We start from the raw sequence: 14,797 nt of genomic DNA, 5'->3' as shown, positions 1-14,797 counted from the left end.
ACGAAAGGCTGATTCCTTGCTCCGCCTACACTTTAAGCCGTTAGGCTTTCCGTTTTCGCGGAAACGGGTCGCACATTCAGTAAATATTCGCGGATTTCATAACCACATAAAATTCCCTGCTGGTATTCTAATCCACTAATCTCTGGGTTTTCCAGTTGCTGCAAATCAAACCGTACAAGTTCTTGAAAAATCGAAACAATCGGGGCAAGTCTTATCAATCTATTCACCCATGTCAGTGTTGTTTCGACGCGGTGCTGCAAGCTGGGGGCTAGCCAACCTTTAGGGCGATTCCTATTTAGAAATCTAGCTTTCCGATAGCGGGTATGGCGACTTCTCCTGCCTCTGCGGAGTGAACGGCGAGATTCCAAACTAAGTTTAATTGATTGACCTCGGTGAGTTAATTCTGCGCCAAAAATTACGTTTTCTCCCTGCACTAATGCGATTCCCGTGGTTTTGGAACCAGGATCTATTTTGAGGACAATTTCTTTTTGGGGTGCTGTTACCTCTACTTTAAGAATGAGTGTCAATGGATACCTTTTGAAAACAGCAGCTTTTCCGTTAGTGAGTAATTTGCGAGCCAATCCTGGACGGATTGGATTGAGCGGTCGTTTTTTGGTATCAAGTATAAAAACAAAATTAGACATTTAATGTCCTCCCTTGCGGGGTAATGTTTGCTTCGTCAATGTTTAAGGTCGGTAACTATTTTAAAAGCACTGGCTTAACCCTTACACCTGTTTAACTTTTAAATTCTAGAGCCAAAGACTAGCACGCATCTTTGGGTAGGTACTTCAACACTTACCTTAAACGTAGTGGGCGAACCACTTAGACTGGTCAACTAGGCTTTTTCAAGCCTGCACCGTAACGGTACTCCGTTCGGTGCCGGGTGATTGACTTCAAAGATCGTAAAATAGATCGATCGCGCAAAAACAAAACCCGCAGGTGCGGGTTTTTGCTAACTCCAAAATTAACAGCGCTCAGCCTCAGCTTGGTGAGGTTTATCGCTTGCTGCTGGGGAATTGCTCGATACCAGCCCAACCGTAAAAAACTAGCTCGTCGTTCTGAACTCGACAGCGGTCTACTCGCAGTTGAGTACCCTCTAAGGCAAATTTGTCTAAGTCGAGCAAGTTATTTACGTGGGCAATTATAGCTTGACCCAAGTCTACTGCTTGCCCGTCACCGCCATAAGTAACGCTGACAAATTGGATTTTGCGTCGGTCTTCTACTTGCAACTGAGCTGTAATATCTATGTTGACGGGTTCGCTGGCATCGCCTACGGTAATTTCGGACTGAAGCCGAATGGATTTGTCAGCTCCGAAGCTGACTTCAGTGTTTTGAAAGTGCAGAGATTGCTCTTGGTACTTCAGCTTCTGGAGTTTTTCAACTACAAAAGGTGTATTGAATGAGGTGGTTAAATCCGATCGACTTAAAACTACTCGCATATTTGCCTGGGTAGGCTGCCGCAATTTCACTTGACCTGCAAAAATCGCCCCAAAATCAATGGAGAGTGCTTGCAGATAGAGTTCCATCACTTCTATACGCAGGCCGTTGTACATCAACATACCTTTGCCAATGAAGTCGAAACCGTCGATGCTTCCCTGCAATAGTTTGGCCACAGGTTCGACTCGGATATTGGCTTCTGCCTTTTCAGAACGCTTGAATAAGGCTGCGATCGCAGCTCCTGCTACTTTACTGACAAGGCGATCGCCACTTTGACCTTGAAAGGATGTACCGCTAAACAAAGCTGCTACCATTTATTCGTTTGCTCATCTACAGTCGCCATTATAACCTCCTATTAAGAAATGTTAAAATAGCTTGTGCTTATTGACATCATAAGCACGGATTGTTTTCAGGGTGTGCATGGAAAACAACATTTTTGATTTTTTAATTGCTCAAGGGAGTGCCTTGGAGACAAGCCCGATCGAGCAACGCTCCATCCCAAACGGTTTGTTCGATCGCGGCGCAAAGCAAATTAGCCCCCGTCAGGTTAGCGCCGCGCAGTACGGCTCCATTCAAGATCGCTTCTTCCAAGTCAGCGCCCGACAAATCAGCGCCGGACAAATTGGCATTGCTCAAATCGGCGGAGTGCAAAATTGCCCGAACCAAAGCAGCGCCCCGCAAATCGGCGCCGCGAAAATCGACACCGCTCAAATCCAAATTGCCGATCGAGGCCCCAGTCAAAAAAGCACCCCCAAAACTTGCCTCGCGCACTAAAGCGTTAGCGAAGGAAGCTCCCCGCAAATCAGCATTCCGAAAATCTGCGCCGCTCAAGTCTGCGCCGCTCAAGTCTGCGCCGCGGAGGTTGGCTCGCAGTATCGCCCGCTGCAAGTTAGCGCCGGCGAGATTAGCTCCACTCAAGTTGGCTTGAGACAAGTCGGCACCGGCGAGATCGGCTCCCGCTAAGTCTGTACCGGCTAAATCAGTGCCGGCCAACATCAAAATTTTGCCTTTGCGTATGGCTTCTATGTTAGTCATCAGTCAGTTGTCAGTTGTTGGTTGTCAGTTGTTGGTTAAGAGTCAACAGTCAACAGTCAACAGTCAACAGTCAACAATCCAGTTATTTTATAATGCCGGAGCGGCCGCAGTCGTTCGATCGCCCAAATCCTCCAACCATACATTCGGCAGTTGGCTCGGGCGGTTCGGTAACTCCATCAAACCCATTTCTGCCAGCCTGACGACGTTGCTGAGAGTTTCCACCAAAGCCGGATCGAAGCGAATGCCAGACAGTTCCCGGCACTCTTCCAAAGCTTCGCTCAAACTCAAAGCCGGACGATCGCCGCGCGGTTGAGTCAACTCTTGAAAATAAGCGACCAACCCCAAAATCCGCGAAGCAACGGGTATCGCTTCGGCTCGCAAACCCTCTGGCCTGCCGCTGCCGTCCCAATGTTCAAGTTTGTGCTTGACAATTTCCGCGACAGGTGATAATTCCGACATTGCTTGCAGCAGTTGGCAACCGATGAAACTGCGATCGCGCCAAAATGCTAGAGTTGCTTGGTCAAAAGCATCGGGAGTGCGATCGAACACCTCATTCGGGGCTGAAACTAAGCCGACTCGAAACAACAATCCGGCCAGCCGCAGCCGGCGCAACTGCAAAGCCGGCAAATCCAGCAGTTGACCCAAAGTTTCCGACAAAGCCGCCACCTGCAAAGACGCTGTGGGATTTGAGGTATCGCGTTCGTCCACGCGCTGGGCCATCCGCAGAAAAGCTTGAAGTTTGTTAGCGTTCAAATTGCGGCTGACGCGCAAAGCTTGACCTTCCAATTCCCACAATTCGCGGGTTTGGCGGTTAATTGCCACAAGTTGCTGCTGGGAACTTTGCAGGTAAGTGACGATGCGCGACACCACGCCGCTAGTGTCGGCCAAGGGCGGGCCTTTGGTGGCAAGAATGGAGTGGTGCATTTCCACCAAACTGTCGGCTAAGGGAGAGTTGTAATGTCGCGTCTGTTCTATAAAAATTTCTGCAGCCGCCGACACCAAAGACTGGTCAAACGACCACAAACCGTAGAACTTTCGCTCTGTATCGACTTCGGGCTTGCCTTCTGGCAAGTATTCCTGGGCCGAAAGTTCGCGACAAAGTACCATTGCTTTGTATGTCGGGGCGAGGATGATTAAATTCCATTCTTCGACTACGGGGTCGATCGGATCGAGATTTATTAAAGATACATTTTCTAATTGACCGGTTTTGTGGGTAGCGAAACCGCTGTCGGCTACTGCACCTATGACAACGCGCCGAGAGGCATTAGCAATATCAAGGTAGCGATCGGCTTCCTGCAAATACCATTTTCCCTGCTGAAACGTCACTAAAACCAGCGGTTTGACTTCGATATCCTCCCCCCCGCTGGTTTGCAAAATGTGGTCTTCTAGGGCATGACACAGGGCTACTAGGGTGTTTTTGAAGTAAACCCCGTAGCTAGAAGGCAGTTTTCCGTTGGGAAATGTAGCTTGTAGTCTGGCGAGAGTTGATTCTGGATTCATTGCAAAAGGCGGTGCCGGCTGTTATTGATTGTAATGGGCGATCGAACTTCTCGAAAAGACTTTTGGAAAAAATCCGAGTTTTTGATTTTTCATCTCTTCGCAACTAACTCAACATAGGGTGCACGCGCAGTGGTGCACCTTACTAATTTTAGCAACTTTGTGGAAACACTCTGTCTTTGGCTGAGTTTTTTTGAGACGAGAAACCTGCCGAGAGGAAGACGCTAACTCAATTAACGTGAGTTCGACGGGAAACATCCCAATTTTGTAGGGCGAAGCATTGCGGCAGATAAGTTATGGGAAAGAAAGCAGAGATTGACTACCGGAGTGCTTCCCACTGCCAAATATATTTGTACGCATCGGTATGCTCGCTTTGACAAATTAAATTAGCACTAATTGACTAGATAAATTGGATGCTAAATTTCCTACATAAAATGGTTTAAAGGCTGTAATTATAAGAATTATAATTGCTGCGAGATTCGCCCTCAAGTTAGCAACTTTGCGATGTATTGTGTACAGGGCAGCACAGTTCTAATAAAGCTGTTGACATCAATTCCTCAAAACGCTTCTATTTTAAATTAGGCATCGCTTTAGACTAACCAGGAATTACTTGAAATCTGTAAAAATATTGAAAATTTCGATCGCACCGTAAAATCAATTACAGCAAATTCCATGTATATGTGGTACACATAATCTTGTAGTAAGTAAGGTGCGTCGCTTTCAGAGTCAATCTGCAAGTTCCATTGAACCAGCAGCAGATCCGCACCCTACATAACACGTACCGCACAATATAGCTGAGAAGTGTACTTCATGAACCTGGAATATGCTGTAATATTGTCATTTTTTCACTCAAAGTTAACCGACTTTTTGGTAATTTTTGACCGCTCACTTCTGGAAGTAACATTTGATTAAGTAAAGGCTCAAAAAATTGACAAAAATCGTCAAGGTCACAAAAAATTTCCGTAATATCTTGCGTGGGATCGGCGGTATTGCATAAAACATCTCCTAATGGGGCTAATTCCTGAAAATGCCTATCTGTTAGTTTGAGTGGTTGCTCGCGATCGCCTGCATCTAAACCCCAGCATACTCTATCTGTATGCAGGATAGTTGCTCGCGATCGCCTGGTTCGAGTGCCAGCATACTCTATCTACTTGGATCGCTCGATAGCGATCGCGAGCAACTCATGTATATTTATGAAATGGAAACTGTTTTTTTTTCCGCAGCCATAGTTAGACGGCAGAATTTCTGAGTCAGAATCCTGGTTTATTTTCCGTTGAAAATCGAGATACAGCAACCGTCAAGTGGTTAAGACATAGTAACAGCAGCAGGTTGGGCGCTGTTACTATATTTTTCCTAATCGGATGAGATGATAGCAGCGCCCAACTTACAATAATTCGTCCTAACCGATTTGGCGAAGGCTATATTTAGGATAATTCTCGATCGGCTGAAAATCAGCACTGAGGTTGATTCCAGCCACCGACTCACTTTGATATAGTTAAAAAAATCTATAACACTTACCCAGGAAATATGCTCGGATTTTATCTATTCTGTATCTACTTCGTAGCCTTGTGCCTGCTTGTCGGACCTAGTCGCCGCACCAAACAAGAGAAATGGTGGGTAGAAATTGTCACAGATTTTCCCCGCTGTACCTACTATTTTGGCCCTTTTGACAGCGACAAAGAAGCCTCAACTAATACTCCGGGCTACATCGAAGACTTGGAAAACGAAGGAGCCCGGAATATTAGCATCCGCATCAAGCAGTGTCAGCCTGCCGAGCTCACGCTTTGCGACAGTGAAGTCTTAGATGGCGTCACTGCTTAATAGTTTTGAGTTAACTCAAACCTCAACAATAATATTTAAGCATCCTCTTCTGCTTTAAGTCTCCGCAGGCGGACTTTGTATGTGCGATCGCGTTTTTGAGCGACTTAGAGTCGCCCGACTTAAAACCTATTTCCCAGCGTATTAGATATACCTCTGCCTCTTCTCCCCCAAAATGCTGATTTTAGATAGCAGCAACTGTCAAAAAATATGGGGATCAAATCAGCACTCAGGATGAGCCGATCGATCCCCTGGCGTTGATAAATTGAAAAGAGTAACAGCTACTTAAGTGTTCCCGGAGGTAAATATGTTTGAAATTTCTATGTTGGGTATGTTTTTCACGGCTTTTTGGCTGTTAGCTCAACCTGCTAGCAGCACTGGACGTGGCGAATGGTGGGTAGAAGTTGATACAGATTCGCCAAAGCGTACCTATTACTTTGGCCCCTATGACAGCAGAGAGGAAGCTTCTAACAGCTCGAACGGCTACATCGGAGACCTGGAAAAAAAAGGAGCTAAAAAAATTAGCATCAACATCAAACAAGGTCGCCAACCTACTCAGCTAAAAGCTAGCGAATAGTCTTGAGAACGTTGGAATCTGCCAATTACGGACGAATAAAATTTCACTTGTTAACAGGGTTTTTTAAATGAGAGCGCACTTGCATACAGTAGGGACACAACAATACTGTGTCCCTAGGAAATACTTGAGAAATGGTATTATTTGCTTCCGAGAAATGCACGTTTTTTCAAAGTAGCCCTTGGTTTAAATTGCTCCGGGGATTAAAAGTGCGATTGGCCTTGATTTTTTCATAGCATTCGCGTTCTACAGTGCTAATTTCTTTCGGCGGCACGATCGCAATTTTTACCAACAAATCAGTCCGCTCGTCTTTCTTCGGTTTCGGCCATCCTTTGCCCCGCAACCGCAAAGACTGACCCGATCGCATCCCTGCCGGAAATTTTACAGTGATCGTACCTTCAGGCGCCGGCACTTCAATTGAACCTCCCAACACCGCTTCGTCGGGAGTTATCGGCACTTCGCAGACCAAATTCTCTCCCTCAAACTGGAAAAAAGGGTGAGGCAAAACTTCTAGTTTTAGGTACAAATCTCCCTGCTGCTTAGTGTACGGGTCAACTTGACCTTTGCCTTTTACCCGAATTTTGCTGCCGGTTTTCACTCCCGGAGGAATCGAAACTTCGCCCGTAGCGACTCGCTTGGAAGTGCCCCGAAATGCTTCCCCCAAAGTCAGGGAAATCGCCACCTCGGTGTCGAGAGAGCTTCCTGCAGCGCGGTTTTCGTACCCCGCGAAATCTTCAAATCCCCCAAAACCGGTGGGCCCGCCGGTGGTGGTGCGGTAGTTGCTGTAATTCCACTTGCCGTTGCGGCCAGCACTAGCACCAGGGCTACCTGCGCGGCCGAGCAAGGCATTGATAAATTCGTCAAAACTGCCGTACTGGCTGAAGTCAACGCCACCAAAATCTACCGCAGTACGGCCCCCGCCCGGCCATCCGCCGGGAGTTGCAGCCGCTTGCTTCCAGTATTGACCGTATTGGTCGTATTTTTGGCGTTTTTCTGGGTCTGATAGCACTTCGTAAGCTTCGTTTACTTCTTTAAAACGAGCTTCGGCTTCTTTGTTCCCGGGGTTCATGTCCGGGTGATATTTCCGGGCTAGTTTGCGAAAAGTTTTTTTAATTTCCTCAGAGCTGGCAGTTTTGTTGAGTCCCAAAATAGCGTAATAGTCTTTAAAATCTGTTGCAGCCATTAAGCAATCCCCTCTTTATTAGTTGTTAGTTGTTAGTTGTTAGAAAGAATAAATCCCAAATTAGCAGGATGGCGAATTAGCTTGATGCCAGGGGCAAAAGTGCCTGCAGCATCTCATTCAAATTATAGGTTATCAAAGGTTTGGACTCGATCGAGTTCGGTTGTTGCTTGGCGTTCGATCGCAATTTCCGCACCTCGCTGCTGTTTGAGATTTTATAGCATTCGGTTCTCTTGTGCTGAAGGCAGCCGCAGCAGCCGGCTCTAGAAATGCTTTCGGCATTCGACAAGAAAAACCACAGTTTCATCAATGAAGAACGTCCTCACCCTATGCGCGGTGGCTGTACCTTTGAGCTTTTAGACAGTGAAACTCTTGCCAAGAGAAGTTTTGAGGAGTTGTCCGTCTTCGGGCTTTCGGGAGGCGGCGAGAGCTTTGGGTAGCAGCCCGGTTGAAGCGATCCCGGGAAAGCTGCTGCTGTTGCTGGCGCGAGCACCAGTCGGGTTGACTGGCGCGGACGATCGATCTTTTTTTTCTGAATGTGCGATCGAACTTTTCGAGCTGAGCTTTTCACCCAATACAAATTTTAGCAAGTTCTCATCAGCAAGTCCGGTCGAATCTGTTGCCTGAATTGTGACGTTCCCATACCCTAAAATGCTTAGTCAGTCCACAACATTTCGAGATATTTTTTCCTCAATCCAGAGCGATGCTATACAATCTTATTTTTACAAATTATCAAGAGATTTAAGTCAAAGTAATACAACATAATCTCTCCGTTGTCTGTTAACTAGAACACACACTTTTAGAAAAATTAAGATAAAATGGTAAAGCGATCGGCTTTTAACGCTATGAAGGTGCTAATATGATAAATTATTTGCTAAGTTGGCCTTGTGGCTGCTGCGACGATTGGAAAGATAGTTCCGAGAGGTGTATTGTACTCAGAAACGGGCAGCACATTTGTCAGTCGTGCTACGATCGCAAATACAAGAATCAGAAGCTATTAGCCCGACGCAGGCGATCGAACATATCTGTATCACCGAAGGCCGTAACAGAGACTGTTCCTTATTAATGCGCGATGCTTTCAATAAAATCAAGCATTTCGACAATCTAAATCAGCGGTTGGAATTAATAATGAATTAAAAAAAAAAATTTTTGTCATCAGTCATGGTCATTAGCGATCGGTCACTAATTTAGTTATTTATCATCAGTCACTTGCTGACGGATAACAGATTTTAACTTAAAAAACTAATGACTGACAACTAATGACTAATGACTAATAACTAAATGATAGTTCCATCAGGAATCGTGGCATTTTTCAGGACTACGACAATGCCGCTGCGGATGTAAAAACCAAGGTTTTCACGGTTAGCTTCTTCCACTCGGTCTTTATTAATTATTTGAACGTTGCGGCCGATGCGGGCATTTTTATCCACAATTGCGCGGCGAATTGTAGTATCTGCACCGATACCGAGGGCGACTCCGCCGTTGTCTAAACTCGAATGCCGTTCGGCGTCGGGTTCGTAGAAGTCAGCACCCATGACCAGGGTATCTTGAATCGTACATCCAGCTTCAATGCGCGATCGAACTCCCAACACAGAATGGTCGATCCGGCACTTTTTGAGAATGCAGCCTTCAGCAATAATCGATTCAGTCACGTGAGTATCTAAAAGCTTAGTCGGCGGCAAGAAACGCGGGCGAGTGTAAATCGGCGCCTTTTCATCGTAGAAACTGAAAGGCGGCTGAGGCTGTTTTGTCAGAGCCAAGTTAGCATCGTAAAAAGCCTCAATGGTTCCGATATCTTCCCAGTAATCGTCAAACAAATAAGCTTGAACGTTGTGGTCTTTTGCATTATTCGGAATAATCTCTTTACCAAAATCAGTTTGGTTTGGAGATTCTTTCAGGAGTTTAATCAGAACTTCTTTTTTGAAGACGTAAATCCCCATCGAAGCAATGTAAGGACTTTCCTGAGCCTGCTGCGCTGTCAGTCCCAGTTTAGTAGTATCCACCTGCATTTGTTTGAGCGCATCGCCTTTTGGCTTTTCGCTGAAAGAAACAATGCGGCCGCTGTCGTCGATTTTCATCAAACCAAAATCCGAGGCTCGCTTCTCGTCCATTGGCAAAACCGAGAGGGTGATATCGGCGTTGGTTTCGCGGTGTCTGTGCACAAACTTCTGGTAGTCCATGCGGTAGAGGTGGTCGCCTGAAAGAATCAAGTATTCGTCAACGTCCCACTCTTCTAGCAGCCAGAGATATTGGCGAACTGCGTCGGCTGTCCCTTGAAACCAATTGGGATTTTCCTGAGTTTGCTGGGCGGCGAGCACCTCGGCAAATCCGTCGGTAAAGCCGGTAAACTGGTAGGTGCGAGCGATGTGGCGGTTGAGGGATGCCGAGTTGAATTGCGTGAGGACGTAGATTTTGAGTATTTCCGAGTTGATGCAGTTGCTGACAGGAATATCGATGAGGCGATATTTCCCTGCGAGGGGAACTGCGGGTTTGGCTCGCAGTTTGGTTAGGGGGTAAAGGCGGGTGCCTACACCGCCACCGAGGATGATGGCTAAGACTTTTTTCAAGGAACTTTCTCCCTAGGGTCGATGAACTCTCCAAGTACAGTGTCGGATGGTGAGGGCTTCTTGACAAGGGGGGGGGAGCAAGGAAATTATGAGTTATGAGTTATGAATTGAGTCGCTTACGCAGAAAGGGGGTTTTTAAAATCCAAATACTGCGTTCAAACCTTCAATAAAAGTTAAATAACCCAGTTTATGAGAGTTGGAGTGCGTCTGGGACTGGAGTTAGAAGTTTTGAATTTTGAGTTAAAATACTCATCAATCAATAATAAATATTTAAAAAAGTTTTGAGTTTTGAGTTAAAATACCCATCAATAAATAAAGGCAGTTTAACAAAAGAATAAGGTTCGGGGTTTGGGCTTTTAATTACAAGTTTTCTGGGTTAATTCCCCGTTCTCGCCATTTCTCGATCGAGGATCGTGGCGCTGTTGTGCTTTTTCAAGGCCCGTCGATCGCGCCGCTTCAGCCACAAAGCCCGCTCTGTTTGGGCCCAAAGCGCGCTTTGGGCCTGGGTTCGATCCCGTTCTTTTTCCTGGCGTTCCTGTTGTGTGAGTCCGTCCAACTCCACAGCAGTCAGGAAGCGCCCGTCGGGACGATAAATTTCTAGGTAGAGTCAGTTGTCAATCTAAGATTGACTGCAAATTGGTGCGATATTTTACAATTTGTCGATCGACAAAATTCGATAAAATCTCTATTCTCTACCAAAAGCTAGATCCGCTAGTAACCTCTGCTACTGTAGCCTAAGCCAGAAAAGCTAGGAAAAGTGTATGCAAATTCAAACGCCAGACTGGGTTAAACACGCCGTATTCTACCAAATATTCCCCGATCGCTTTGCCAAAAGCAAACAGCCCCGCAAACGCCTGCTACAAAACTTCATCTGGGAAGAATGGCACGAAATTCCCACCCTCCAAGGCTACAAAGGCGGCGACTTGTGGGGCGTTATGGAAGAACTAGATTACTTGCAAGACTTAGGCATTAACGCAATTTACTTCACCCCCATATTTCAGTCGGCCTGCAATCACCGCTACCACACCCACGACTACTATCAAGTCGATCCGATGTTGGGCGGCAATCCAGCGTTTAAAGAGCTTCTAGACGCCGCCCACGAGCGCAACATCAAAATCGTCCTCGACGGCGTATTCAACCACGCCAGCCGCGGCTTTTTCTTCTTTCACGACATCCTCGAAAACGGCCCCCATTCTCCTTGGCTGGATTGGTTTAAAATTGAAGGCTGGCCGCTATCGGCCTATGACGGCAATTTTCCGGCTAACTATGCCGGTTGGGATGGGAATCGAGCCCTTCCTGAATTCAATCACGACAATCCAGAAGTGCGAGAATACATCATGGAAATCGCCGAATATTGGATTAAATTCGGCATCGACGGCTGGCGGCTGGACGTTCCTTTTGAAATTAAAAGCCCGGGATTTTGGCAGGAATTTCGAGAACGAGTTAAAGCAATTAATCCCGAAGCTTACATTGTCGGCGAAGTTTGGGAAGATGCGAGAGAATGGCTCGATGGCAGTCAATTTGACGGAGTGATGAATTATCTTTTTGCTGCGCCGACTATTGCTTTTGCAGCGGGCGACAGAGTAGATTTAGCTCAAATTGAAGGCCGTTCTTACCATCCCTATCCCCCGCTTTTTGCTAAACAGTACGGCGACAAAATCCAGCACGTTTTGGAACTGTACCCGTGGCCGATACAGCTAACTCAACTCAATTTGTTGGCCAGTCACGATACAGCTAGGTTGATCTCAATTGCGGGAGGCGATAAAGCTAGCGTCGAACTAGCTACTTTGCTGCTGTTAACTTTTCCTGGAGCTCCCAGCATTTACTACGGCGATGAAGTTGGTTTGCCCGGTGCTCTCGATCCCGATTCTCGCCGCGGTTTTCCCTTAGAAGCTCACTGGGAACTTGATGTTTTAGATTATCACAAACAGTTGATAGCTTTGCGGCACAAATACGCTGCCCTCCGCACTGGATCGTACCAAATTCTGTTTGCTGAGGGAACGGTTTACGTTTTTGCCCGAATTTTGGGAGATGAGGAAATAGTTGTTGCTGTCAATGTCGCTACAGAAAAAGCTAATATTAGCTTTGAGGCAGCTAATTTGAAATCTCCTCACGAGAAATTGCTGTTCGGTAAAGGCGAGTTTGTGTGGAAAGGTGAAGGGGAAACTCGGGAGTTAGAATTGATGCTGCCGGCGCGATCGGGATTGATTTTAGGTTCCGATAATTAGTTTAAATTGAGGCTCAATGCACACCCGATATTTACAACCGTCAGGTGCGTATTGAGCCTCCGATATTTATACGTGAAAACACAAGTTTGATTATGCTGCAACCAATGCCGGTATTAGCACTGCATCAATGATATGGATGACGCCATTGTCAGCAAGAATATCGGAAGTGAGAACTTTAGCATCATTGATTTTAATGCCGTCTGAAGTATCAATTCCCACCACAGAACCTTCCACTGTTTCAGCCGAACTTAACTCAAGCAAGTTCTCAGTTAGTACCTCCCCAAACAGAATGTGATAGGTGAGAATTTTCTTGAGCTTGGGTATGTCTTCCAGCCAAGAGGCAATAGTGTTCGTTGGAATTTTGGCAAACGCCTCATCAGTTGGTGCTAGGACGGTGTAAGGGCCCGGACTTTGCAATAAATCTAACAAGCCAGCGGCTTCAATAACAGTCACGAGTGTTTTGAAAGAGCCGGCATTTGTGGCAGTCTCGACAATATCAGCCATGATGTTTTTCAGGAGTGCAAATAGCAGAAAATAAATCAGGGGCGACGAGCATTTTAGCAATTTACAAATAGCAGAAAATGAATCGGAGGGCTGATGATTATTTTACTCATTATAAGTTAGTTGGGTTGCCGGCCCAGATGGTAAAGCCCGATCGACCTTTTTGACTTATCCAGGGCTCGCATCCTCCCCCTTGCGGAAAAACTGCTTTAAAATCTCTCCGGGCTTCCTGTCCCAAGTGTCAACGTGTTCGTAAATTAAGCCGTCTTTATCCAGTTTATAAGTAGAGTAGCCGTTAAAAAAAATCCGAGCTTTCCAGGGAAGCCGCAGGATGCCGCGAACAGTCCAATTTGCCACAATAGTATCAGGGGCTGTCTGACTCACACCGTGCAGGTCGAAGTAAATCTCGCTAAAGAATAGCTGCCCGTGAAACCGCAGAGTCCAAAAGATAATGCGATAGTTGATTTTTCCTTTAAATTTGTTAACAGGGTCTTGAAAATAAACATCTTTTGTGTAGATGTCGTAGGAGATGTCTTTTTCAAAAAGCGTCGGGAGTTCCGCTTTTAGGGTGTCTACTGCTTGTTCTACCTGCATTTGATATTCGATCGCGCTCAAGCTACCACCTTATGACAATATTGTCTGTAAGTTTAAATGGATAACCTCGATCGGCAGCGGGAGGAGCAAAAAATTGATACTTCATCCAGCTCTAATCTTACTTCTAATTGTATTGTCCGCGGCGGCCTTTCTGCTGACCCGGACTTGCGGCATCGAAACCTTGGCACAGATTTGACAGAACACCCCCACTCCACTGACATTCTCGCAAAAATCAACAGCGGCAAGCTGTTGATGGTAGATAGCCGTCGCCGGAACGGTCTAATTTTGATTAAACGCTTCCACGCGGAGTTTGCCGGGCCTGGGGCTGCCGTTGGGGGTGCTTTTGATGTTGACTCTGTGCAGGCGATTCCCGTGGGCGATTTTTGTTTGGTTTGCCCTCAATCCCCCGAAGAAAGACAGAAAGCTTTTGGAATTCGGCGACATTGGGTGCGGTTAACGGAACAGTTAACGGCAAAGCCGGCAGCTTTGGAACGCGCACAAATGATTTTAACTCAGTTTGAACAATATTTTGATGGGGAAGCAGTAGCACAAATTCCCGATGAAGCTTTGGCACTTTTAGTAGGCGTATTTCCCCAAACTATTCGCGCGGCGCGACAGATTGACAATTAAAAATGTTATTACATCATTTTAGCCGTAGGTTGGGTTGAGGAACGAAACCCAACGCAACCGATGTTGATGTTGGGTTTCCACTATCGTTCCAACCCAACCTACGCAAGATTTGTTGCAAAACTAATATTCATCATTCCTGACCCACTTCATTGTCCCATTCAATCAGAACATTCGCGCCCCAATCCCTTGAATAACAGCCATCATGCACATAGCGATGAAAACTAGAATATTCCCAATCCCGCGGTGCGGTAACTAATCCATGCTTGACCGGATTATAATGAATGTAATCAACATGATTGGCAAAATCAACTTCATCTCTAATTTGATGCTCCCAAAACCGCCTCTGCCAGATAGCTTGCTCACCTTTTTTCAAACGAGACACTGAACGATTTTGTTTATATTGATCGGGACAATTACGACTGAAATAATTCTTTATCAATCGCCAGCGAGTTGAAAAATTAGCATCTTGAGCGGGCAGCGTCCAAATACAATGGAGATGGTCTGGTAAAACAACAATAGCATCAATTGTCAAGGGAAATCTAGCTATAACATTGCGGAATGCAGCGCGAAGCAACTCTACCATTTCGGGGTCAGAAAATAAGCTTTGGCGCTGATAGGTAACAATAGTAAAAAAGTAGGTAGCTCCGGGAGTTTTTAGACGACGATACTGCATGGGCTAAGCACTGATTTTTATAGTGTAGGTTGGGTTGAGGCACGAAACCCAACATTCTGTATA

Annotated in this window: 16 protein-coding genes and 2 pseudogenes; 5 read left to right on the top strand and 13 right to left on the bottom strand. The window is 46.1% G+C overall.

Going from position 1 to position 14,797, the window contains the following annotated elements; genetic code table 11:
- Positions 1-77: 77 nt before the first annotated feature.
- From iscB to QUA56_RS36955, 5 genes and pseudogenes are all read right to left on the bottom strand, one after another.
- Positions 78-644 (bottom strand): annotated as a pseudogene (gene iscB / locus QUA56_RS29090) (RNA-guided endonuclease IscB); the annotation flags it as partial.
- A 351-nt stretch (positions 645-995) separates the two neighbouring features.
- Positions 996-1,751, bottom strand: a complete 756-nt coding sequence (locus QUA56_RS29085; RefSeq protein ID WP_333365210.1) for a DUF2993 domain-containing protein — start codon at positions 1,749-1,751, stop codon at positions 996-998.
- A 130-nt stretch (positions 1,752-1,881) separates the two neighbouring features.
- Positions 1,882-2,472 carry a pentapeptide repeat-containing protein gene (locus QUA56_RS29080; RefSeq protein ID WP_333365209.1) on the bottom strand — a complete coding sequence of 197 codons (591 nt, stop codon included), beginning with the start codon at positions 2,470-2,472 and terminating at the stop codon, positions 1,882-1,884.
- A gap of 87 nt (positions 2,473-2,559) precedes the next feature.
- On the bottom strand, positions 2,560-3,972 hold the full coding sequence (locus tag QUA56_RS29075; protein ID WP_333365208.1) for an HD domain-containing phosphohydrolase: 1,413 nt from the start codon (positions 3,970-3,972) through the stop codon (positions 2,560-2,562).
- An 808-nt stretch (positions 3,973-4,780) separates the two neighbouring features.
- A pseudogene (locus QUA56_RS36955) lies at positions 4,781-4,964 on the bottom strand (IS982 family transposase); the annotation flags it as partial.
- 532 nt (positions 4,965-5,496) lie between these two features.
- Between QUA56_RS36955 and QUA56_RS29070 the strand changes: the two are divergent.
- Together QUA56_RS29070 and QUA56_RS29065 are read left to right on the top strand one after the other, a co-directional pair.
- Entirely contained in the window at positions 5,497-5,790 is a 294-nt protein-coding gene (locus QUA56_RS29070) for a DUF1816 domain-containing protein (protein ID WP_333365207.1), read from the top strand.
- 304 nt (positions 5,791-6,094) lie between these two features.
- Positions 6,095-6,364, top strand: coding sequence for a DUF1816 domain-containing protein (locus QUA56_RS29065; protein WP_333365206.1), 270 nt, complete (start codon positions 6,095-6,097; stop codon positions 6,362-6,364).
- Between the two features lie 166 nt (positions 6,365-6,530).
- Here QUA56_RS29065 and QUA56_RS29060 read toward each other — a convergent pair whose 3' ends face one another.
- The 3 genes from QUA56_RS29060 to QUA56_RS29050 all read right to left on the bottom strand — a co-directional run bounded on the left by QUA56_RS29060 (position 6,531) and on the right by QUA56_RS29050 (position 8,131).
- Positions 6,531-7,544: a J domain-containing protein gene (locus QUA56_RS29060; RefSeq protein WP_333365204.1), complete on the bottom strand. Its 1,014-nt coding sequence runs from the start codon at positions 7,542-7,544 to the stop codon at positions 6,531-6,533.
- Between the two features lie 132 nt (positions 7,545-7,676).
- Positions 7,677-7,823, bottom strand: a complete 147-nt coding sequence (locus tag QUA56_RS29055) for a hypothetical protein (protein WP_333365202.1) — start codon at positions 7,821-7,823, stop codon at positions 7,677-7,679.
- A 74-nt stretch (positions 7,824-7,897) separates the two neighbouring features.
- The gene (locus tag QUA56_RS29050; protein ID WP_333365200.1) at positions 7,898-8,131 is read right to left on the bottom strand and encodes a hypothetical protein; all 234 of its coding nucleotides are present in this window, start codon (positions 8,129-8,131) and stop codon (positions 7,898-7,900) included.
- 364 nt (positions 8,132-8,495) lie between these two features.
- Between QUA56_RS29050 and QUA56_RS29045 the strand changes: the two genes are divergently transcribed.
- Positions 8,496-8,678 (top strand): hypothetical protein, encoded by a 183-nt coding sequence (locus QUA56_RS29045; RefSeq protein WP_333365199.1) that lies wholly within the window; start codon positions 8,496-8,498, stop codon positions 8,676-8,678.
- Between the two features lie 140 nt (positions 8,679-8,818).
- On the opposite strand, the gene QUA56_RS29040 is transcribed toward QUA56_RS29045, so the two are convergent.
- Both QUA56_RS29040 and QUA56_RS29035 read right to left on the bottom strand, forming a co-directional pair.
- Positions 8,819-10,108 (bottom strand): glucose-1-phosphate adenylyltransferase, encoded by a 1,290-nt coding sequence (locus QUA56_RS29040; protein ID WP_333365197.1) that lies wholly within the window; start codon positions 10,106-10,108, stop codon positions 8,819-8,821.
- 376 nt (positions 10,109-10,484) lie between these two features.
- Positions 10,485-10,664, bottom strand: coding sequence for a hypothetical protein (locus QUA56_RS29035; RefSeq protein WP_445242958.1), 180 nt, complete (start codon positions 10,662-10,664; stop codon positions 10,485-10,487).
- A gap of 205 nt (positions 10,665-10,869) precedes the next feature.
- On the opposite strand from QUA56_RS29035, the gene QUA56_RS29030 reads away from it, so the two are divergent.
- Entirely contained in the window at positions 10,870-12,336 is a 1,467-nt protein-coding gene (locus QUA56_RS29030) for a glycoside hydrolase family 13 protein (RefSeq protein ID WP_333365195.1), read from the top strand.
- Positions 12,337-12,426: 90 nt separating this feature from the next.
- Here the strand turns inward: QUA56_RS29030 and QUA56_RS29025 are convergent, their stop codons facing one another.
- Together QUA56_RS29025 and QUA56_RS29020 are read right to left on the bottom strand one after the other, a co-directional pair.
- Positions 12,427-12,840, bottom strand: a complete 414-nt coding sequence (locus tag QUA56_RS29025) for a fasciclin domain-containing protein (RefSeq protein ID WP_333365193.1) — start codon at positions 12,838-12,840, stop codon at positions 12,427-12,429.
- Positions 12,841-13,005: 165 nt separating this feature from the next.
- Complete coding sequence (locus tag QUA56_RS29020) at positions 13,006-13,431, bottom strand: DUF2358 domain-containing protein (protein WP_333365213.1); 426 nt, start codon at positions 13,429-13,431, stop codon at positions 13,006-13,008.
- A gap of 57 nt (positions 13,432-13,488) precedes the next feature.
- Here QUA56_RS29020 and QUA56_RS29015 point away from each other — a divergent pair, with 57 nt between their 5' ends.
- Positions 13,489-14,061 carry a hypothetical protein gene (locus QUA56_RS29015; RefSeq protein ID WP_333365191.1) on the top strand — a complete coding sequence of 191 codons (573 nt, stop codon included), beginning with the start codon at positions 13,489-13,491 and terminating at the stop codon, positions 14,059-14,061.
- Between the two features lie 130 nt (positions 14,062-14,191).
- Here the strand turns inward: QUA56_RS29015 and QUA56_RS29010 are convergent, their stop codons facing one another.
- A complete protein-coding gene (locus QUA56_RS29010) occupies positions 14,192-14,734 on the bottom strand; it encodes an REP-associated tyrosine transposase (protein WP_333365189.1) in 543 nt (180 codons plus the stop codon).
- Between the last annotated feature and the right edge of the window lie 63 nt (positions 14,735-14,797).

The sequence above is a fragment of the Microcoleus sp. N3A4 genome, assembly GCF_036701805.1.
GTDB lineage: Bacteria > Cyanobacteriota > Cyanobacteriia > Cyanobacteriales > Microcoleaceae > Microcoleus.
Note: the sequence above shows the minus strand (reverse complement) of the source record. Positions and strands in the feature narration are given on the sequence as shown.